Consider the following 21,637-nt stretch of genomic DNA (forward strand, 5'->3'; position numbering starts at 1 on the left):
TAGCTATTCCACAATCGCCTTCAACAACGCATCCCGAGCATCCTGGTAGAACTGGATATCGATCTTGGTCGCCATGTCGTCAGACAGGTCATACAGCTGACGCCGCGCAGTTACCGGCATTAGAAGTGCGCTGGCGCCCTTTTCCACTGCCAATTCAGCGATGTTTACTGCATTGCTGATGGGCTCGATCGAGCCTCCCAGATTGATCTCGCCGACAACGATCAACCCACCCTTGACTGACTTTTTCAGCAGACTGCTGCACATGGCGATCAACGCTGCCATGCCCAGCTTGGAACCTCGTTTTGCAGCATCGAATGCACGTAGCTGGATGGAGAACTCGTGAGAGCGAGGGTCTCGATCGCCAACCAGCTGAACAGACCGTGAATACAGGTTCTGCTCGGCATAGCGTACCGACTCCTTGAACGCCGCCGGCGCGGGATTGTTGAGAATCTTCACCCCGGAGCCTGGTCCACCGTTAACTTCGATACGGTACAGACCCGCATTGTCGTCGATGTCAGCGCCGCCTTCACTGATAGCCCAGATCTGGCCTGGCTCCAGCGGATCGTCACCAATCTCGTTGTCAGCTCTGAGTTCGGGCGTGGCAACAAACTTCTCGACGCCATCGTCGCCGATGAAGTAGCTGAAATGGGTGTTACGGAACTCGGCAGCCCCTACCCGCTTCTGCTGCTCTTTTACGCGGCGGCGCACTTCAAGGCCCAAACGGGTTGCCCACTCCAGATCCTCGTCGGAGACGGGCATATCCTGGTTGGGGTACATCAGTTTGAGCAGACCAGAAACCGTTTTGTTAACGGCATTCGTATCACGGCCGCTAAGGGCACCGCCCAGGTGAACGCGGTTTTGCATCGCTGACACGCGGCTCTCGAATCTAAGTCGGCTCATGCATTCCGAGAAGAAGTCACTAACCAAACCAAAGTGGTCCGTGGTCAGATCCTTGTTCATCTTCGGTACATCCCAGCCCGGGAGGTAACAGTGGATGCGATCCATCCAGGCTGTGTCGTCACGCATCTCAGCTGGCAGCGGGCCAAAGAGGTGGCCAACTCGTTGCTGGTGCTCGACATCCACATCGAAGTTGCCGACAAACACCATGGAGCCATCGGCACGTATGCTCTCCTTGCCGCGGCTGAATTCACCGGACTCCATGTAGCCTTTCATGATGTTGATCCCTTCCTTGGTATCGAAGGAGATCCCGCTAACCTCGTCAAAACAGACCACATCGTACTGGCAGACCAGACCGCGCTGCCCGCTGGCGTTGTTGACGAACATCTTGGCAATGGTCGCCTTGCCGCCCGAAATCAGGTGCGCATAAGGCGATACCTGCTGGAACAGGTGACTCTTACCAGTACCACGAGGCCCCAGCTCGACCATGTTGTAGTTGCGCTCCACGAAGGGCACCATCCGAAGCAGGATGGCATCCTTGGCACGCTGGGTCAGTGCATTGGATTCCAGACCGATGGACCGCACCAGAAAGTCGCGCCACTCATCGCTGCTGAAGTTACTGCGTGCCTCCGCCAGGATATCCAGCACGTTGCGCTTGGACATCTGGATTGGTCGCAGCTCCGAGATGCCAAAGGCGTTGCCCTTCTCTTCAGCAATCACACTGTCGTATTCCAGGGTGACCTCGGCATAAAAGCCACCGGTCAACAGCCGCTCATTGTCATCGACAATCTTGTCGGGGATGCGGACCCGATTGAGGTTTAGGCTTGGCAGGCTGGCCAGGTAACCACCCTCTTTTTCCACGAACCGCACGCTGACAATATCGATCAGCTTGGCCGAACCATCCTTGTAGGCCCGAGCTTTGAATAGCTCCTCCTCGCCGGCGCGCACAGTGCGAGAGGCCAGCTGACGCTGCACAATCTCAAGCCCCTCTTCAATCTCTTGAGGGTCGGTCGAGGCGCAATAGCGGCCCAGCATAAATTCGACCACATAGGTCGGTACCGGAAACTGGCGGGCAAAGGTTCGCACCAGATCCTTTCGGACCAGGTAACCCTCAAAGGCTGTTGCGGCCTTGTGGTCCAGCGTATCCATTTCCACTTATTCGTCTCCTACCAGTGTCGGCTTCTTCGCCAGCACGTTACCTTGATCATCCAGCAGCACCAGAACCGCTGAGCTGCCCTCAAACTGGTCATCTACTAACAAGCTGCATTTGCCGTCTTTGAGTGGCTTGCGCTTGGTTATTTCAGAGTCAGGATCAGCTGGGTGAGTCCTTAGCACTGCCAATACGCCATCAGCCGTGGTTTCAGCCTGAATCTTGCAAGTGAGACCCAACCAACGAATATCCGACAGGGTCGCAGTGACCGCAGATACGGCCGTGACTGCCTTGGTATTGCGAATCTGAATCACCGGCGTCATGCACTCCTGCAAGCTCAGGCCACCGTGGTCATAGTTTTGACCGGCCTTGAAGCTGCAAACGCCAGGCGCCATGGCGATGCTGACGGCACTATTCCAATACCAGCCCACTTGCTGATAGCCCGAATCCACAGAATCCTTGATCACCGCACAACGGCCCCAGCGCGTTTCGGTCAGATGCTTGGGCAAGTCCACTTTCGCCATAGGCCGGGGAGTCAGTATCCAACCATGGTCAGTCACAATTCGAATCTTGCGCCAACCCGCAGCGATCAGTTCCTCTGCACGCTCGACGACCTCGTCGAGTAAGGTATCGATGCGTGCTGCGAGCTTCAGGCCCTTAACATGGCCTTCCTTATCAATGTCACCACTTTGCAACCAGGCATTCGAGGCAGGGTCACCTGACTCCCCCTCTTCCAGATACTGCCAGCCTTTCTCGTCGAGGAACTTGCGCAGGTAGTGCGAGGAAAAGTCCTTGTCATCATCCGCGAGGCTCGGTTCAAAATCCCGGTCTGTTACTCGGCCGGTCAGCCGATCATGCACCGGCGTTACTGCCGCCTTGGCTGTGGCCGTTACCGAAGGCAATGCTGCCCAGTTCGCGTCCAACTGAATTTCACCCAGGCCTTGCAGCTTGGCCGCTAAGCGTTGCGCCGTATCAAAGCGTAGGCCATCAACAAAAAACACCGCCTCACCGGCCACGGCATAATCCGCCGTAGCTTCATTGATCTGATAATTGTCTGGATAGCCCTTACTACGCACCAGGTTCTGGAAGTTGCGTGTCACACCGTCCAGCCAGGGGGTGTAAATCAGATCCAGAAGGCCATGCACCAGTGTCTGTTGACCAGGTGACAGCGGATAAGCCAATGCGCGCAGTGCATGATCATCTGCACGCCAATAGCTCTCGCGATACTGGCTCGCCATTTCCTCAGGGTCTGCTCCAGAGAATGTATTGGTGGTGGCTTTAGCGATCTCAGCCAGATGTTCCAGCACTCCTGCCAGGGGAGCCATAGCCAGGGCATGCCATACCCAGTTACGGCGCTCCGCATGATGGCTCTCAAGCTGAACGATGCTCAGACGCGCTTTCGCCGGATCAAGCTGCAACAGTCCGTTTAGATCACGTTCAAGCTGCTGCTCTTCAATGGCATTGATAGAAGGGTAACTGGCACCGTTGGCCGCCAAATCTGCCTGCACCTTCAATAGCAGCTGCGGCAACTGAGGGTAATGCGTGCATGACTCCAAAAAGCGTTGCCAGACACCCTCCCAGACACCCTGACGCTGGCATAGCAGCTCAGCCGCCGTGAGTTCGCCATCCAGCTCTGGATTGAAGTGGTACTCGGTTTCGCATATACCGACCAAGGCTTGCCATCGGGAAGACTCCCAGCGTTCACGACAGGCCTGGCTGTCGTTCATCCAGCTGAGCAGATCACGTACCGGATCGCTGCTGACCAGCTTGTTGAAGTCCGCTGCTTCAAGGCGTCGATTGCTCAAGTCATCGCGTTCGCTCTCGAGAATCTCGGGCAATACACGCAACATGACCTGCTGGGTTTTCTCATCCTTGGCCACATCAAGCCCGGCACCGCCGTTACTGGAGACCAGGAAGGCATTCACCGTCCAGTCACGCCCCGCATTGCTATAGATCCACCAGCAGCCCCGGTACTGCAATTCAGCCAGCGGCTTGAGCGAGTCAGGACAGGCAGCAATGGCGCGCAAATCACGTCGTTCAAAACCTGGTAGATAGACAATAGGCGTCCGGCCAGCTGGCAACTCAACATCTGGCAAGACACCTTCGACCACACATTTAATCCAGATCGCCGGACCTGTTTTGCGTTCAGGGGCATAGTTGCCCAGCACGATCAGTTCCGGCAGAGCAGCCTGCAACATGGGTAATGCCGACTCCCACTGACGCAACTTGTCAGTCCAGAGAATGACATTGGGAGCGGCTTGAACATTCGAGTTGTAAGCGGCACTGGCGCGGACTTCATCGGCCAGCAAATCAATCAGTTTCATAGCAATCCCTGGCGGTTGGCTTCGTACCAGACAAAAGGTGATTTCTTTTTCAGATACTCTGCTGGCAACCCGAACTCCAGATAATCCTGATACCAGCTCGCGCGCATATCACGACACTGCGTATCGTCCAAACCAAGACGCTCAATGGTTTGCTCAACCAAACGCATGGGTGCAGCAGCTAGACGTGGATTTGGGTAAATGTGCCCCGTTGAAAGCTGCAACCGAAACAGATCCGGCGCGAGATAAAACGGATCAAGCACATCGCTGTATTCTCGCTTGCGGCTGTTCATCGTCGAACATGCCAGCCTGTAGTTGCTCCATTCATAGGCGAGGCCCGCATCGGCGGACTTGGCAATGAAATGATCGACACTCCCACCGCCCATCACACGCTCAAAATGCACTCCCAGGTATGCGCAAATACCGCTGTAAGCCTGGTGTAGATCTGTTAAACAGGCTCGCCAATAGGGCTCTATCTCTGTTTTTGGCGGCAGAGGCCGATCCAGAGCGATTCCATTTCGTTTGAGATGCGTCAAGCCCTTTTGGCGTACCTTCACATCAAAATCAGCAGGCTCTGGTTGCGCAGCAACAGGGATCATTACAACCACCCCTGCTTTTCACCCACATACCGCCAACGAATCCAGAATGGATCCGTATCGCCCAGCAAGGTACGCAGCTTGGCATCAAGCTTCTTGGCCAGTTCAGCATCAATCACTTCTTCAGAAAGGATCTTGGCAGCTTGCTCAAGGGTCTGTTCAGCGGCCAACGATCTGGCACTACCAAGGTCGAAAGCTTCGCTGGTGAGCCAGCGGGACGCATCGCCCTGGCGCACAAACGTTCGCTTGCGCAGCACCACTTCATCCTGTTCAAGGTCCAGGTCAAACCAGGCGTCCTTGCGCTCAGCAAACAGCGGTTCGACCGATGCCATGATCAGCGGGGAATGGGTTGCCGTAATCAGTTGCACATCCGGGCGGGCTGTCAGCTTCTTCATCACCTCCAACAGCGCCGGCACGATAGTTCGCTGCCAACTAGGGTGCAGATGGGACTCGACCTCATCAATCAGGAACACCACCTGGTGGGTCGGATCCTCACCCAGGTGATCCGCCGCCTTGCGATGTTCAAGCCAAGCCCAGACGAGGAAATAAGCCAAGGCCATCACCCGCTTCATGCCTGAGGAGGCATGCAGCACCAGCACATCCTGCTTGTAGGGCATGGTGATGGTGGGAATGTCCCGCACATCATCCAGACTCAGCTTGCCCAACTTGCCCGGCAGCATGGCCTCCCTGGCACTAGGAGAGAGCACCTTGAGGACACTTTTCAGCAGCTTGAAGGCCTCGCCATCTTCCTTTTGCCAAGTCGCCCAATCCTGGATCAGGCCATTACACAGCACGCTACCGTCATCAACCAGGCCATCCCACACCTCTGATGAGCTGAACACGAAGGCTGGGCGCCGCTCCTGGACGTCTACATCATTCTTGGTTTGCCAGTAGTTCCGCGCTGGGTCCCAGACTGCAAAGCTGCCATCACTCATGGCGTAAAGCACCAGACCGGGATTGGCCGGGCGGCCAGAGCGGCCTGTCCAGGCCTCTTCGCGCGGCTGGTAATTACTGATGTAACGCTCGTCCTTGCTCTTGCCGCTAAAGCAAAAGCTGATCTCGCCTTCCTGCTTTGCGTGCGGCCTGACTTTTTTACCGACTGTCAGGCTGCTGTTGAGCTCCGCCGGCCACTTGCGCGTCATCGACCACCAGGCGATATCCAGCAAAAAGCTTTTTCCAAGACCGTTGTCACCGGTAATCAGGTTCAGCCGCTCGCCAAACTCGAGTTCCATCGAAGGCGCAGGTCCCACATGGGTCAACTTGAGTTCTTTAAGCATTTTCTACTCCGGTAAAGTGGCAGCGTGGCCAAAACAAGGGTGAATCCATGATCACAAAACCGACAGAGGATACTTCTGCAGCACCTCTTGCACCAAAAGATCCGTGCGTGCCTTGAGCTTATCCACGGTCCAGCTAGTTTCGTTGACCAACGCCTGGTTCAAGTGCAGGCCATTGTTGTAGCCCACCTTGCGCCCCTGGCTATCCAGCCGGCTCTGTTTTTCAGCAAAGCTCTTGTTACCCAGCGCGCTGTTGTAGCCAGAGATAGTCAGATTCCCCAGGCAGTGGGCGTAGGTTTGGCGGTGTTGTTCCGCTAGCGCAGCGTCGCCGTTGGCGATCATCTGTACCCAGGTATCGGGGATGTTTTCACCCTGAGGGAAAATGTGCTCGATCGTCCATACGTACTGCTTGCCTTTCAAGGCCCAGAGATCAACCCGGGTTTCAAGGGTCATACGACTTTCTTCAAGAGCGCAAAGCACAAAGCGGCAAACAGCCTTGTTGTCTTCATAGATCGGCCCCTTCAGGCTCTTCTCAAACTGCTCATCACTGGCGCTTTCGCCTGTCAGGCGTTGCTGGATATGGCTGACCACTGCCTGGCCTTTTAACGCCAACACTGTCTCGGCCACATCCATAAAAATCCGGGTTAGGTCTCGGGTAGGCGGCAGGTCGGTGGTGTTGCGTCGCACAAAGAAGGCGATGAGGAAATGCACCACCTGCTCCAGGTGCTCCTGCTCAAGTTCCAGGGTGTCCTTACGCTCAAACAGCACCATCAACAACAGATAGGCTGCGGCACCTTGGATACGATCCAGCGACAACAGCAGACCGGATAGCTTTGGCTGCTCAGGCACGGCGCGGTAACCCACGATCTGAGCGTAATGGGCAGAGAGCCGGATCATTGCCTGCAGGAAGCTCTCAGCATCATGGGCGATCAGCTTCTCGTACACCTGCATCAGGTTGGATTTGGTCGCCACCGGCACCGAGACGATGTCCTTCAAATCAGGCTTGAAGGCGTTGTAGTACTGACGGAAGAATCGCTCCTGCACCGCATAGTCATCACCCAGGGCATCGATGACTTTCTTCCAGCGGTTGTAGTGCTTGTCGATGCTGCCCGAGTACTTCGCTTCCAGCACAGCCAGTAGCTTGTTCTTGATCAGATCAATGGCCGTCAACGGCACGCCACGATTGTTCAGCGATTCAAACAGCGTGTAGGCATCCGAATGACCGGCCACCTCGATCTTGACCAGGGTGGCGGTGTTCACTTTGTCCAGCAGCGCTTGCAAGCCCGCGACTGGCTCACTGAGCTCTTGCAGATACTGCTCAATACGCCACAGAAAGTGCCGGTAGGCTTTCAGCACACGGCGGTTACCTGCGTGCTGCACCTGCTCCACATCTTCCAAAATCCCAGCTTTGCCGAGCACCGCGAAGTAATCCTGCTGGTTGTTGTTCTGTACCTGGGGGATCAATCGTGGCTGGTCTGACTTTTTCTTCAGCACCAGCTTGTGCTTGAGGTTATACAACTCAATCTGCTGCTCCATGCCCAGGTTGGGCAGCACTCTGAAGCTTTGGTAGATCGCAGCTAACAACAGCGACAAGGTAGTCATGCGCTGCTGACCATCCACCAGCTCCAGGCTTTGTACTGACAAAGCGTCTTGCGACTGATTGATGCAAATGATCGAGCCAAGAAAATAATTCGGCTCGTTCTCCAGCAAATCGTCGAACAGTGCATCCCACTGCGCCCGACTCCAGGTGTACTCACGTTGGTAGCGCGGGATGGCATAAACCACCCCACTCTCGATATCGAGCAGGGTGGAGACTGGGTAGTTATAAACCGACTTGATCATAATCTGGCGATGACCTCTGCTGTTTTCAGGCGTTCGCCCAGATAGGCTTCAAATGTGAAATCACGCTTCTCAATCTGCTCAACAAATTCATCGATCCAGTCACCGGCCTTGTGCTGGAAGCCATCAATCATGGTTTCTGGGGCAATAACACCCACAGGTCGGCTAGCGTAATCTGTCAGCACATTGAGGGCGGCATAGCCGTGCTCACCCATCGACACAAAATAATCACTGGCTAGATCCGCAATGGCCTGGCGGAACTTAACCAGCTCATCAGCCCGGCGTGGTTTGATGGGAGTATCAGAGGCAATGCGCACGTCAAATACCTTGCACGCGAGCGGTAGCATCCAGCGTGCAGGCACATGAAAGCGCTGCAAATTATTCAGCTTGGCGACAAAGAGTTTTTCTAGCAGCTTGATACCAGCGAGATTCTCATGCCAACGGCGCATTTCATCTTGCAACTGCCGGGTATGGGCAAAGCTGATTTCCACACTTTTACCGCCAAAGATCAGCCCATTCAGGCAGATCCACCGGCAAAAGCCGACCTCAAAGCGCAGACGGCGGGTGCGGTTGTAGCTGTTGGTGATACGCACAAAGGGTACCCAACGGTCGTTCTGCCAGGGCTCAAAGTCGCTTCCTTTGTGAATCAGATCGATATGACAGAACGATCGCGACTTGGGCATGGTCACGTTTAGACAGTCCATATCCTCCATCGAGGTAAAGTCAAAAACCTGCTTGAGTGCATCGGCTGCCAAGTCAAACGCCTGACGATTAGTGACCAAGCGATAATCCTCGGTCACCACTGCAAAGGCATGGTTACTCTCTACATCGACCACCGCTTGGTGACGAGGAAGCGCCTGATACCCGCCGCCTGCAAACAGGTCGTTACCTTGAGCTGAAGCCTCGATAAAAACCGGCCTCAGCTCGACAGGGAAAAAGGCTACCGCAGGATCCATCGCGGACCATTTACGTTCCATGTTTAATGGCTCCTTGCCGCCCGTTTCTCAGCCAAGCTCAGGTGATGGTCATTGATCCGTGCACCCTCGCCTTCGCCGTACTCCAGGCCCAGGCGGTACCAGGGGGCGGATTCGACGTCTTTGCCGCGATCTTTGGTCCACTTGATGTTGGGCGCCCAGCGCAGGATGCCGGCGCCTTTTTTGCTCACATCTCGGGCGTAAAGGAATGGGCGGATATTGAGACGGACGCCGTCGTTGAGGTCGGGGGTCCAGCCGATAGGCTGTTCGGCCAGGGGCTTCCAGCGGACGAAGATGTCGTAGGGTTTTTCGGCTGTACCCTCTCCTTCGAGGATGGCTTCCAGCTCTTTCTTCAGGGCTTCGGCGGCGGCGAGGCGTTCCTGGGCGCCGTCTTCGCTGTTGGCCAGGCCTGCTTGCTGGGTGCGGATCCAGTCGCCCAGGTAGGTGTAGATCAGACGCTCAAGGCCGGCCTTGTCGAGCTTGTGGTAGTTGACCAGTACACTGAAGCCGTCCTTTAGGCCGTCCCAGATATGCCAGATAAAGGGCCGATGCTGGAACAGTTTGCAGTGCTGCTCGAAGAACTTGTCGCGCAGCCACAGGCTGAGGGATTTGCTGCCGACGGCGTCGAGTAGGCGGTTTTTCAGTGGGGTGGTCCAGGCATCGCCGTAGGCGGCTTCAAGCAACTCTTCCAAACGTTTATCAGCGGCCTTTTCACCGCGCACTGGCGGCAGGCAGACAATGCCGTCGTCATCGACAAAATCGGCCAACTCAGCGCAACGCTCCACCCATTCGCGCTGTTCAGCGGCCAGCTCCATCTCAGGGTCCAGCTCTGCCGGCCAGCGGTAACCGAGCAGGCGAGCGACGGCGACGTGCAGCACGCTGTCATCGACGCGCAGTTCGCCGTGCGCGGTCCATTTGCTGTGTTCATCCCAGACTACCGTGCCACAGGGGTGGCCGTGGAAGATCCATTGGGTAGGGTCGTTAGTGTAGGGCTGAGGTAATCCGTGCGGCAGAATTGCTTCAGCTTTTTCTCTTAAAGCATCTATGTCGACACGAACCTTAGTAAAGGTCCCTGCCGTTACAGACATTTTTTTATCCAGTTTTTTCACTTCCTGCTGCAGCATACCTGAAGTTGCAAAGTACCAGAGAACTGCTAAATCCGACTCAGTGTTGGGCTTCAAGACAGCGACATTGTCATCAAATATTTCCCCTGTATATGGAGTAAACCTGAAAGTACCTGCTTTTCCTATCGCAATGCCTTTCTTGCCATGTACTCTCTGACCACGAAAAGCAAATCCACTTTCCATTGATGGATCAAAATTACCACCCCACAGAATCAGATCCTGTCGACCAGAAAACAGCCCATCATGCTCAGGACTATTAAGCCAGTATTTTTTTCCTGACGTTATCGCATCAAATTCCCAGAACTTTCGTAGGTAGTTGAAGCCATCACCAGAAACACTTCCTTTACCAAAATCTGCATAGTCAGAAAGAGGGTTACCAAAACTGGCATCAATCTCAAAAGAAATTCTGAAATCGGGGTTTTTCAGTTGTGTTTCTTGGATCGCAGAAGTGATCCCTTCACATACCAAAGCATTATCTTTTTCCAAGGAGCCTTGACTACCACCAACATCAATTCCAAAGTGCCTGAGCTGAAACTCATTAAAGGTCAATTGCAGACATACGTTGACGACCTCTCCACCTATTTCTTCAAAAGCCCCCGGACCTAAGCGGGCAATGAAGCCCAGCCCCTTCGTACGAATAAACTTCTCTCGCAGGCGATCATAATACTTGAGGAACAACCAGTACTGCTGAGTAACGACAGCGCAACAGCCACCTGCACTGAGGAATTCATGACATCTCTCAGTAAATGTGGATTCCAACGCATACTTAGATTCTGGATAGTATTCCTCACAGTAAGCTTTCAGGGTCGCGCACTGATCACCGGCTTTGAGATATGGGACATTAGTTGCAATTAATTGATACTTCTCAACAAGTAGTTCCATTGCTTTAGAAACACCCTGCGCGACTATGCCAGCCTCCAGACGGTTATTTAGCTCAGAACTACTCGCCACAGTAGCAGCTTGCCCCTCTGCATTTTCTTGAGACAGAGCCTCACCCAGCAGTTGCTGCAGTTCGCTCCACTGGGCAATTTGCGCGGCCTTGCTGCGGCGCGGGTTGATCAGGCTGCCAAGCACCGGGGCATCCTGGAAGGTCTGGTACATCCAGTCCAGAGCAATGGTCAGGTTCTGCTTGCCAGCCTTGCGGCTGAGCTCTTTCCATTCGTCGCGGGCGGCAGCGATGGACAGGCCACTGCAGGCCAGGTGCAATTCGGGCAGTGTGCGGTAGCCACCGGCATTCGGGTAACGCCAGGCCTCCAGTGCCACGGCAAAGGCCGCCAGCTCGACACAGCGCTGGTCCAGTTCCAGGCCGTGGAGGTTTTCGCTAAGCACCCTGTCGATGGCTTGGCGGGCGTTGAACTGTTCGGCCTGCATGCGCATGGGCACCAGCATCAGGAACGCGGCGACCAGAAAATGGCCGGAGCCGCAGCAGGGGTCGAGGGCTTTGAGTTCGCTTAGGCGTTTGGGCCATGCGTCGAAGGTGCCAGAGGCGGGTTGCCATTGTTGAGTTTGGTCGTCTTTAACAAAGCGCAGGTAGCTGAGCGGTACGCCGGGGATGGCGGCTTTGTTGCGTAGCTCTTGCTCGCTGTTAGCGGTTTGCCAGTCGTGGTCGGTGAGGCGCTGGCCGGCCCACCAGGCGCCCAGGCTGTTATCCAGCAGGAAGCTGACCATATAGGGTTCGGTAAAGAGCTGGGTGACGGGCGAGAGTTCGTCGGCGCCGATCTTGACCTCGGACTTGTTGACCTCTTCCTTGCGCTTGCTTTGCCAGAACTGATACACCCAGCCGAGGCTGTCCTGGGCCTGGAAGGTTTCTGGGGCCAGGCCGGTGACCAGCTTTTCCAGCTCCCGCTGGTGCTCGGGCGCGAACTCCAAGGCAAATACCGGCGAGTCGATACGGAAGATCTGCGGCAGCATTTTCGAGGCCAGCACACCGGCCAGCTCCCAGCCGCTCTGGCAGCGACGCTCCTGCTCATCGCGCAGGGTGTCCGGATCTTGTACCAGCTCGCTGCACTCACTCAGGGTTAGCGGGGTGTGCTCGTCGTACATCAGCAGGTGGTTCTGCTCCAGAAAACGGGCGAACAACATGCGGTGCCAATGCTCGTAGGCCACCTCGGTGATCAGCTTGTGCAGGCTTTGCTGGCCGTTGGCTTGTTTGATATCACCCAGCTGGCGGCCGTGGGCGCGCAGGCGGGTGCGCAGCTGGCGTTGTTCGTCGCTCAGGTAGTCCGCAGGCTTGGCTTCACCCACGCTTAGACGGGTGAGCGCCTGACTGGCGGCCAACTCGGCAATGTCACGAGCCTTGACCACGGTGGCTTCCAGCGCGCGGCGCAGGGCTTTGTCGAGGGGCTGGCGGTGTGTGGTTTGGGTCATCAGAAGGTCACCGGTCCGTCGTTGAGTTTGCTGAGAATCTGTTGTTTGACTTCGGCCAGCCAGGCATCGATATCGGCTTCGCTTTCAAAAGTTTTGCGCGGCAAGTTGATGCGCTGCAGCTTGGGTTGCAGCAGTTCAGCGGCTTCCAGGCGGGCGCTATCGAACTTGCTGGCCAGAGACTCGGTGCGGTCGGTCCACTGCTCCAGGCTGACCTCACTGAGGCTGTCGATAATCGCCTCGGCATCGTTGAGTGTGGGTTGCTCCAGGGTCAGCAGTTTGCGCTTGTCCAGAATGGCGCGCTGTTGCTCGTCGCTGAGCTGTTGCCAGTGGCTGTCGGCTTGCAATTGGGCCAGGCACTTGGCGTGCTGATCCAGATAGGCCTGAACATGGAACTGGATGGCGTCGCGCAGTTTGCTGACCAACTGCTGGATCAAACCGGTGGCCGGGTTGGGATCATCCAGCAGGGAGCGGTGCTGACTGATGGCATCCGCTTCGGCCTGAATGGGCGCGTGGAAGGCCAGGCCGCGACTGACGTCGAGCAGGCTGGTCAGCAGGGTCCAGTCACCCCGGCGGGCGTCAATGCGCTGGGCGGTGTCGGCCCAGTCCTTGATGGCCTGTTTGATTGCGTCCTGCTCATCCAGTACCTGCTTGAGCTGGGCATTACCGGATTGGCGAGCCAGTTCATCAAAGACCTTGGTATCTGGCACTGCCGGGAATGGCGCAGGACCACCGGCGCGCTTGGCCAGCTCGCGGCCCTTTTCGGCTAGGAGGGGCAGTTTGTTGGCCTCTTCCCCCGGCTGGCACTCGATACCACTGCTGCTGAGCACACCACGGATCTTGATCATGTCCACCGGGCGGATGGTGATGCTTTCCGGGCGGAAGCTGGCCTGGGTGATTTGCTTGCGATCAAGGCTGCTGGCGGTGACCGGGTTGTTGCGGCTATCGGCGGCGATCAGGATGCCGCTGGAAAGCAGCACATAGAGCGCACCGTCAATGGCATCCTGCGGCCAGCCATAGGGCGCGGCCAGGAAGTGCTCGCGGATTTCACTGCCCTTTTTCGAGACACCGATAAAGCGTTTGATCGCGGCACAAACGGGATGTAGCTCGGCATCGCCACTGTAGCCGAGCAGTTCCAACGCGTTCTGGCCACCGTCTTTGCTGGCACGCTCGTAGACCTTGCCCCAGGCGGGGTGGTCGGCCTGGTCGAACTCGCGGTAAAGCCGTACCAGTGAGGCCTTGGCGGCACTTTCGACACGGTCGCTGATGCTGTTGCCGTCTACCTCGTTGCCGCCGGCTTGCAGCACCTGTACGCCTTCGAAAATTTCACGCAGCAGCGCTTGCACCTGCTTCTGAGCATCACGGTGGCGGGTTTCCATGGCGCTGCGGGCATCTTTGCCGGCATCAGTGTTGGGTATGCCGCGCTTGTCGAGGGTAGCCTGGGCGGCGTGCTCGGCGGTAATGGCATTGGTCAGCTCGGAACGGTTACGTGCCGGCACATAGATGAAGATGGTCGGCTCACTGGGGTTGCGGCTGCGGGCCTCAGTCATAAAGTCCTTTTCATACACTGCCCAGCCATCCTGAACCCAGGCATAGATTTTCTCGTTGGCATCCTTTGGCAGTTCCGCATCAAAGCAGGGCAACACCTGACGCGGCTCATTGCATTTGCCTTGGGTCAGGCGCACCTGGGCGATCTGGCGGCGCAGCTCCTTGTGCAGCAGATCAACGCGGATGTTTTCTACCCGCTGCAGGTTACCGCGCAGGTCGGCCTCTTCCTGGCGGAGGGTGTCATACCACTGGGCGCTTTCCTGGGTTTGCAGCCGATATTCAGTGCCAGTGCTGGTTTGCATGGGCATAACCAGGCCATCGTCAGCCAGCTCTTGCAGCAGCTTAGGTACCTGAGTACGGATGGTGTCTTTGCCCTGGTTAAGGTCATCAATCAGCAGATCACCGAGCATGTCGGCAGTGGCGCGCACGCCACAGTCTGCGGTCGGATCCGTGGGCAATTTTCCAATCAGCAATACCAAGGAAAGGATGCGTGACTTGAGCTTCTCGTCGGCATCACCGGCTGACAAGCGGCCAATAGTTTCCGCGATTTCTTTGGAGATCACCCCGGTCTGCAAGAGGTTGACCGAGATCTGGTTGTAGATGAAGTCAGCGGCGACCACGTGACCCAGGGGCTGATCGGCAGTGGCCTGGGCAGCTTCGTGGATAACCTTGAGCTGGTTACGCAGCTGCGAGGCGGTGCCGGTGGTATCAACAATCCGCAGGACCTTTTCCCAAAAGCGCCGACGAACCGGCAGCAGCGGATAGTCGGCCAGCATGACCTTTTCATCGTCACGGTGGTGTTCGATCTTGGTGCCGCGAAGCTGACGGGAGATTTCGCCCAGGTGGGACTGCATGACCTGCTCAAGGTGCGGGCGAGCCGAGGCTTTTTTGCGCAGGATGACTTTGCGAATCACCGATTCGACATCGGTATCCGACAGCTGCACAGGAATCTGGAAACGGCCGAGCAGACGCTGCAGGTTAGCCATACCTGAAAGTGCGCTCTGCCCAGTGGACACGAACAACATCTTGCTCTTGAACTTGGAGCTCTTGCAGCAGGTTTCGACGACTTCCTGTACCTGGTGGGCCTTCTCCGAGTCCGAGCCGACGTACTGCTGCACCTCATCGAGCACCACCAGTGTCAGCGGGAACTGGCCGTCCTTAGCCAGAGCGTCATAGATGGCGTCGACCATCTGCTGGTTGGTCACATCCTGCACATTGGGGTACTGCTCGCGCAGCAGTTGGCGCACTTGTTTGACGTCATCGCCAAGGGTGCTGTCGATAGCCAGCAAGGCACGTGAAATGCTGCTGGAAACGTAGAGGTCTTCCAGCTCGTCATCCCAGTTGTCGCCTGCTGCTTCAACGTGGGCTTTAACCTGATCGAAAATGCCCTGCTTATGCAGCCACAGCACAAAGCGCGCCTGGTGGTATTGCTCCGGCAGGCCGGCGGACTTGAACACAATGTTCAGCAGCGCCAGGCGCACATTGTTGTTGGCGCCGGCACCTAAAGTGCCCGAAGCGGCGTGGAGGCCACCGTGGCGCTTGGCCTGGATACTCAGCTCCTTGAAGTGATCCTTGATCTCCTGAGGCAGATCGGCAATGTCACGAGCAGCTACGCCATCGCTGAACTCCTGATTGGTCCAGAGGGCGCGAAGCATTTTGGCCAGGTGCGATTTGCCCGAACCGAAGAAGCCGGAGATCCACACACCAGGTTGTTCATGCCCGTCACCCAGGTTGCGCAGATAAGCGGAGAGGATCTTGTCGAGACCTGCCTGATATTCGCCGTCACAGACAAAGGTCTGCAATTCGTAGCGCAGGGTTTTCAGGGCCTGCTGGGACTGGTCGTCTTTGACCTCGGCAACGCCGTTGTTTTCCAGCCGGTTCTGTTGCGGGTCTAGGTCGTAAATCTCGCGGTTCAACATCCTGGGCGTACTCCCTGTGCGCATTGGCGCTATTCAATTCAAAACGGCAATGTGTGCCGGTATTCAGTTGTCTGCAGTAATGGCGGTGGCCTGATAGCCCCAGCCATCGCGGGCATCCAGCAGGCGGTAGGTGTTGTTGACGTACTCGCCGGGGAATAGCACCAGCAAGCGCCCCGGCACATGCTCGGCCAGCTGTTTGACGAAATCGGAGACCGAGGCAAACCCGAACAGGGTGCCGCAGCCAACCAGGGCCACCAGGGTATTACTGTCGGCCTGATCCTTGATGCGCTCAGCCAAGTCCGTAACTGACTGGCGAGCGAAGGTTTTGTATTTCGGGGTGAGGCTGTCCGGGTCCTCGAAATAGTCTTCGCGGTACTTTTGCTGTGCCATCCAGTCTGGAAACAACCGAGTGATGTCCAGCTCCAGCCAGGGGTGGCCGGCACTTTCGGTAGCCAGCCGAAACTCTTCGATACGGGCACGCAGCCTGAGCTCGTCTTCCTTGTGATAAACGGCAAAAAGCACCCGCTGCTCGTTTGCCAGACCGCTGATCCACGGCAGGCTGATATGGTTGCTGTAGCTTTTCAGCAGACGGTTTAGGCGGTTACTCATGCAGCCAGCCCTCCTCTTCCTTGGTCAGGTAGTCGGGGAAGGTGACTTCCACGACCTCACTGGAATGTTTGAAATTCAACAGACCGCTGTAACTGGCCTGGCGGGCCAGCTCTAGCAGGCGCTCCAGGCGGGAGCCAAACAGCTTGGTCCATTCGGTGTTAAACAGGCGGTTACCACTGGCGCCCTGCAAGTAGCCAAGAAACAGTGCAAAGGCGACGTTGACCGGACGAATTTCGGGCTCGGCACGGTGCTTTTTACTGCGACCTTGCAAGAAGCCCGCGTTGGTCCAGGTACCGTTCACGTTCTGAGCCAAGGACTTGAGCATGGCCGGGCTGTATCGATCAGGAAATTGCTCTTCGAAGGCTTGCTCCATCTCTTCACGCTTAAGCATCTGGCCTGGTGCCAATCCCACGATTTTCTTTTGCGAAAGTCGCAGCAATGGATCGCGAGCAAGGGCCATTTGGCAGGTCAATAAAGCACGCGCACGCTCATCGCTCTCCCACAGGCGGCGGAAGGTACGAAAGAGCACGACCTCCTTATCCATGGCGTACAAATCGACCAAATGGCGCCATGTCAATTTGCGGGCTTTTTCAGTGGGCTTATGCAGAACATTAAAGAGCTCAATATCCTCCTGGTACTGCGCTGCGCTGGCATCAACGCCACGACCATGAAAAAGCTCTGTTAACTCAGCGAGCATCATGGTGCGTGCAGAGTGCGCGCCGTTACGGCCAAATTTGAAACCAAACTTCTGCTGCGCAGTCATGAATGGACTGTCTCCAGGCTAAAACCGGGGGCAATGGCGAGGTTGACCTGCTTGGCGACACCCTTAGGATCGCGCAGTGCCAGTTGGTACTCATCCGGATTCAGACGTGCATCAGCACTGCAATCGACGCCCCAGCGGCGCAAGAGGTAGCCCGCAGTAGCAGCCCGTACAGATACATGGATGGATTGGCCTGCTTTCAGCCCATAGTCCAGCTCAATGGCGCGGGCATAACGAGCGTTGGGATGAGGTACCAACTCCAAAACCACTTCATGATTCCATTCTCTATCCTGCCCTCTGGCCTCAACCGCTTCGTCTATTCCGCCGGGCACCTCATTGCTCGAGGTAATGCGGGTTAGTACAAAGTCGCGAAACTGCGCATGAGTCCTGCAGTACGCTCTGACATGCCAGCGCAGACCTGTATTGACGAGACTGTGCGGAACAACTTCTCGGCTGGCCTCTCCGCTGCTGGCTGACACATAACTGATCCTCAACGCTTTGCCGGCATAAATGGCTCTAGATACCGAAGCCAGCGTCTCAAGATCTGGCTGATTCAGGGTAGGCGCAGCGTCAACCACAATGACTTGAGCGCAAGCTTCTAAGCCGACGCCTTGGCCAAGGGTCAGAGTTTGCAGGGTGTGCTCACAGTCGTAGGTGAAAAGCGGCTTAAACACCGAGGTACGCCGATACACCTTTTCGCGATGGTCATAGTCGAGATTGTCCGGTGCTAACTGCCGGTAAAGAGTGAAATCGCGTGTTGCGTTTGACCGTGCGATTCCAAAACGCTGCACCAGATCTTGCCGGCTCACCTGCCCACGAAAACGCACCAGAAAGTCGATCTGCCACAGTCGTTCGCGCTGATTAGGCGAAGCGTCTTTTAGCGCGATATCGGGCATACGAGGGGGCCTATTCCAAATGGGTCAAGCAATCCTGCTAAAAATGATGATAACTAAGTGAGACACAGCGAACCAGTAGCATTTTCGCAATGCGCATCAGGCATTTATTAGCAACTGAGGCATGTATGGCCCCTTTTCCCCATCGACCGTCAATTCAGCACAGACAGCCATGATCAGCGACTCACTCATCCCACACTCCATCGTTATCCTGATCCCTATCAATGCCGTCGGCCGACTCGTCCCACAGGCCATCGTTATCGAGGTCACGATCAATCCCGCCGGCGTCATGGTCCCAGCTGCCATCATTGTCGACATCCCGATCAATGCCTCCGGCGCCATGATCCCAAGTCCCATCGTTATCCAAATCGCGGTCAATGCCGCCCTTGTCGTAATCCCACGTGCCGTCGTTATCGACATCCCGGTCGATGCCGCCGCGGTTGTAATCCCAGAGTCCGTCGTTATCCAGGTCTCGGTCCTGAGCCTGGGCACTGACCAGCAAGAACACCGCCAATCCAGCGGCCAGCCATTGCAGGGCATCACTTTTCGTTCTGCGACTCATGGTCTTGCTCCCTATCAGGACCCGGGATAGCGCGCCCAGATGCGTTCATCCTCAGCCACATTTGAGCTGTAATCCCCGCAATAGGTACGCGGTACCCACTCGATGTCATGCGCCAGTTGCTCGATCACCTCGCGTAACTCCAACGACTCCAGCCAGCGCTCGGGAATGGCATCAGGCCCCAACTGGATACCCAGCAGGTTGCCGGCAATCAGACCCGTGCTGTCGCTGTCGCCGGTGTGATTGACCGCCCAGCAGATACCTTCCTCCAGACTGTTGGCCATCAGGGCACACCACAGACCAATGCCCAAGGCTTCTTCGGCCACCCAACCGCCACCCATCACGGCAATCCCTTCGGGCGTAGGCGCGATACCGGCCTCACTCTGGCGCAGGGCGTACTCGACCATCTCACGGGTTTCCGCCATGCCCGGTTTCTGGCCATGTTCGGCCAGGCTCTGGCGGATGGCGTCTTTCAGGTCGCAACCTTGCTCGAAGATCCGCTGCAGAATGTCGGCAAACAGGCCCGCTGCCAGATATCCACTGGGATGGGCATGGGTCAGGTGTGCGTTTTCGACCGCCAACTCGAAGGCTTGCGGGAAGAACGCATGCGGTGCTACACGCATCACGCCACCGCAGCCCTTGCTGTCATTGCTGGCCTTGTCGCCAAACGCCTGGCTGGCGCCCAGCGCACTCATGCAGGTCATGCCCGGCGCGCGGCTCGACCACAGGTCTTTTACACCGATTAGCCAGCCATCCTGCGTGACCTCAGCCTTTGGTTTGCCGCCCTGGGTGATGTACCAGCGCAGCAGCGCATGATGGATGACTGAAGGCGGATGGCAGATACCGCGTGCACTTTGCCGAACCCAGGCACGCAACAGGCCCTCGGCGGTAAAGAGCATCATCTGGGTATCGTCGGTGACGGCGCCCAGCTTGCCGAATGCAGGGGTAAAATCCCGAATGCCCCGCTCGCCGAATTTCTGCCGGATGCTCGGCCAATCCATGAACTCAACCGCCGCGCCCAAAGCATCGCCAGCCGCACCGGCCAGCAGGCAACCACGAATTCGATCCAGTTGATTCATCTTCACGCCCCTCCAATCAGGAACCGCACATCCAACTTGTGTACTGGACTAGCTACAGCCCCGAACTAACTGACATCGGCCTGCTTGTCTCTGGCTATCACGATATGTAGTTTTGAGCGACGTATCTACGGTGTTTGCCCGTACAGGTAAAGTTTTCGAGCAGATGGAGAGGCTATGAAGCGTAAGCAGGAAATCACGTCGGTTCGCTGGGATCTGGCGCTGCGCTACCGTTTGATTGAGACGGTAGCCTGGTGGGAAGGCCGGTTAACCACGGGCCATCTGATGCAGAGCTTCGGCATCAGCCGCCAGCAGGCGTCGAAGGACATCAATTCCTACATCACCGACTACGCGCCGAAGAACCTGGAATACGACAAGCATTTGAAGGGTTATGTGCCGAGCCGGCACTTCAAACCGCTGTTTATCGATGACAGCGCCAGCGCCTACCTGCACCTGCTCAACCAGAATCACGACCGCTCACCGTATGTCGAGGGACTGGCTCTGGCCTATGCACACACTGAGGTACTGGATGTGCCGGATCGCTCAGTGCGCCCTGAGGTGCTGCGCCCACTGCTGAAGGCCTGCCGCGATGGGCTGCGACTGGAGTGCGAGTATGTGTCCTTCACGACGCCGGACGGCGAAACCCGCCTGATCGCGCCGCATACGCTGATCTTCACCGGCACGCGCTGGCATGTGCGCGCCTATTGCGAGCGCAATGCCGACTACCGCGACTTTGTGCTGAGTCGCTTTCGCGGCGTTCCCGACCTAATGGATGACCGCTCTACACACGCGCGGGATGCCGATAGCGGCTGGAACACCCCGGTGCAGGTGATCATCGCGCCGGACTCGCGCCTCAAGCCCGAACAGCAAGCCATCATCGAGACCGACTACGGCATGCAGCATGGCAGGCTGGTGATCGATACGCGTGGTGCGCTGGTACAATACATGCTGCAGCGCTATCAGATTGACCCGACCAAGGTACATGCCAAAGCCACCGCACAGCAGATCGTCGTCGCCAACCTCGATGAACTGCAGCCCTGGCTGTACCACTGAACGCGGAGTTCCCATGGCTACTCAGCCTCAACTGTACACCCTGCATATCCAGCTGGAGCCGCTGCATTTCAATCCTCCGATCTGGCGGCGGATACAGGTGACCGGCGACTGCACGCTACGCAAGCTGCATCATTTCATCCAAGCTGCGTTTGGCTGGAGCAGCGTCCATCTACATGAGTTCAGTGACGGGCTTAATCGCTACATGCCGCTGGACGCTGATTTTGCAGACATGTTCGAAGACGCCCTGGACGATCGCAAGGTCAAACTGAAGCGAGTCCTGAAGAACACAGACCGACTGCGCTACCTCTATGACTTCGGTGATAGCTGGCAGCATGTGATCGCAGTGGAAGCCAGCGAGCCCTGTGATTTCAAAGGCACCTGGTGCGAAGTGCTAGACGGCGCCCGCGCCTGCCCACCTGAAGATGTGGGGGGATTTCCGGGCTATCAGCACTTCCTGCAAAACATCAAACTCCCTGACAGCGACGAAGGCCGCAGTGCACTTGAATGGGCAGGCGGCAGCTTCGATGCAGAGCTATTTGATCGCCGAGCGGCTAATGCTGCAGTTCAACGGATCTGCAACAACTTCTGGGGCTAGCCGACTTGTCCAGCAAGCTGCCAACCCTCTCGAAGCAAAGTTTCAGTCATGCAGAGCGCCGGCTTTCAGCAAGAATGGCCTCACAC

Annotated in this window: 16 protein-coding genes; 3 read left to right on the top strand and 13 right to left on the bottom strand. The window is 56.7% G+C overall.

The features are described 5' to 3' along the window. Positions 1–3: 3 nt before the first annotated feature. The 7 genes from brxL to AUK77_RS01100 are packed head-to-tail and all read right to left on the bottom strand — an operon-like array spanning position 4 to position 12,257. The gene (gene brxL / locus AUK77_RS01070; RefSeq protein WP_296125355.1) at positions 4–2,046 is read right to left on the bottom strand and encodes a protease Lon-related BREX system protein BrxL; all 2,043 of its coding nucleotides are present in this window, start codon (positions 2,044–2,046) and stop codon (positions 4–6) included. Positions 2,047–2,052: 6 nt separating this feature from the next. After that, positions 2,053–4,371: a BREX-1 system phosphatase PglZ type B gene (pglZ, locus tag AUK77_RS01075; protein WP_296125331.1), complete on the bottom strand. Its 2,319-nt coding sequence runs from the start codon at positions 4,369–4,371 to the stop codon at positions 2,053–2,055. Then, positions 4,368–4,967: a hypothetical protein gene (locus AUK77_RS01080; RefSeq protein ID WP_170050468.1), complete on the bottom strand. Its 600-nt coding sequence runs from the start codon at positions 4,965–4,967 to the stop codon at positions 4,368–4,370. The genes pglZ and AUK77_RS01080 overlap by 4 nt, the downstream gene beginning before the upstream one ends. Further along, positions 4,967–6,241, bottom strand: a complete 1,275-nt coding sequence (locus tag AUK77_RS01085; RefSeq protein WP_296125333.1) for an ATP-binding protein — start codon at positions 6,239–6,241, stop codon at positions 4,967–4,969. Before AUK77_RS01085 ends, AUK77_RS01080 begins: the two co-directional genes overlap by 1 nt. Positions 6,242–6,292: 51 nt before the next feature. Next, positions 6,293–8,080: a DUF262 domain-containing protein gene (locus AUK77_RS01090; RefSeq protein ID WP_296125335.1), complete on the bottom strand. Its 1,788-nt coding sequence runs from the start codon at positions 8,078–8,080 to the stop codon at positions 6,293–6,295. Further along, entirely contained in the window at positions 8,077–9,054 is a 978-nt protein-coding gene (locus tag AUK77_RS01095) for a DUF932 domain-containing protein (protein WP_296125337.1), read from the bottom strand. The genes AUK77_RS01090 and AUK77_RS01095 overlap by 4 nt, the downstream gene beginning before the upstream one ends. A 2-nt stretch (positions 9,055–9,056) precedes the next feature. Further along, positions 9,057–12,257 carry a DNA methyltransferase gene (locus AUK77_RS01100; protein WP_296125338.1) on the bottom strand — a complete coding sequence of 1,067 codons (3,201 nt, stop codon included), beginning with the start codon at positions 12,255–12,257 and terminating at the stop codon, positions 9,057–9,059. Between the two features lie 9 nt (positions 12,258–12,266). On the opposite strand from AUK77_RS01100, the gene AUK77_RS01105 reads away from it, so the two are divergent. After that, positions 12,267–12,425, top strand: a complete 159-nt coding sequence (locus tag AUK77_RS01105) for a hypothetical protein (RefSeq protein WP_296125340.1) — start codon at positions 12,267–12,269, stop codon at positions 12,423–12,425. 116 nt (positions 12,426–12,541) lie between these two features. Here the strand turns inward: AUK77_RS01105 and brxC are convergent, their stop codons facing one another. The 6 genes from brxC to AUK77_RS01135 all read right to left on the bottom strand — a co-directional run bounded on the left by brxC (position 12,542) and on the right by AUK77_RS01135 (position 19,906). Then, positions 12,542–16,006, bottom strand: coding sequence for a BREX system P-loop protein BrxC (brxC, locus tag AUK77_RS01110; protein WP_296125341.1), 3,465 nt, complete (start codon positions 16,004–16,006; stop codon positions 12,542–12,544). Between the two features lie 63 nt (positions 16,007–16,069). After that, positions 16,070–16,615, bottom strand: a complete 546-nt coding sequence (locus AUK77_RS01115) for a BREX protein BrxB domain-containing protein (RefSeq protein WP_023127677.1) — start codon at positions 16,613–16,615, stop codon at positions 16,070–16,072. Then, positions 16,608–17,378: a hypothetical protein gene (locus AUK77_RS01120; RefSeq protein WP_296125342.1), complete on the bottom strand. Its 771-nt coding sequence runs from the start codon at positions 17,376–17,378 to the stop codon at positions 16,608–16,610. Before AUK77_RS01120 ends, AUK77_RS01115 begins: the two co-directional genes overlap by 8 nt. Next, a complete protein-coding gene (locus tag AUK77_RS01125) occupies positions 17,375–18,271 on the bottom strand; it encodes a WYL domain-containing protein (RefSeq protein WP_296125343.1) in 897 nt (298 codons plus the stop codon). Before AUK77_RS01125 ends, AUK77_RS01120 begins: the two co-directional genes overlap by 4 nt. Positions 18,272–18,452: 181 nt before the next feature. Further along, on the bottom strand, positions 18,453–18,830 hold the full coding sequence (locus AUK77_RS01130; RefSeq protein ID WP_023127674.1) for a hypothetical protein: 378 nt from the start codon (positions 18,828–18,830) through the stop codon (positions 18,453–18,455). Between the two features lie 14 nt (positions 18,831–18,844). Further along, positions 18,845–19,906 (bottom strand): ADP-ribosylglycohydrolase family protein, encoded by a 1,062-nt coding sequence (locus tag AUK77_RS01135; RefSeq protein ID WP_059319039.1) that lies wholly within the window; start codon positions 19,904–19,906, stop codon positions 18,845–18,847. 174 nt (positions 19,907–20,080) lie between these two features. Here AUK77_RS01135 and AUK77_RS01140 point away from each other — a divergent pair, with 174 nt between their 5' ends. Together AUK77_RS01140 and AUK77_RS01145 are read left to right on the top strand one after the other, a co-directional pair. Beyond that, complete coding sequence (locus AUK77_RS01140) at positions 20,081–20,956, top strand: WYL domain-containing protein (RefSeq protein WP_170050477.1); 876 nt, start codon at positions 20,081–20,083, stop codon at positions 20,954–20,956. Positions 20,957–20,969: 13 nt separating this feature from the next. Beyond that, positions 20,970–21,551 (top strand): plasmid pRiA4b ORF-3 family protein, encoded by a 582-nt coding sequence (locus tag AUK77_RS01145; RefSeq protein WP_296125345.1) that lies wholly within the window; start codon positions 20,970–20,972, stop codon positions 21,549–21,551. Positions 21,552–21,637: the final 86 nt, after the last annotated feature.

It is taken from the genome of Pseudomonas sp. Ga0074129, assembly GCA_001465025.1.
In the GTDB taxonomy this organism is placed as follows: domain Bacteria; phylum Pseudomonadota; class Gammaproteobacteria; order Pseudomonadales; family Pseudomonadaceae; genus Aquipseudomonas.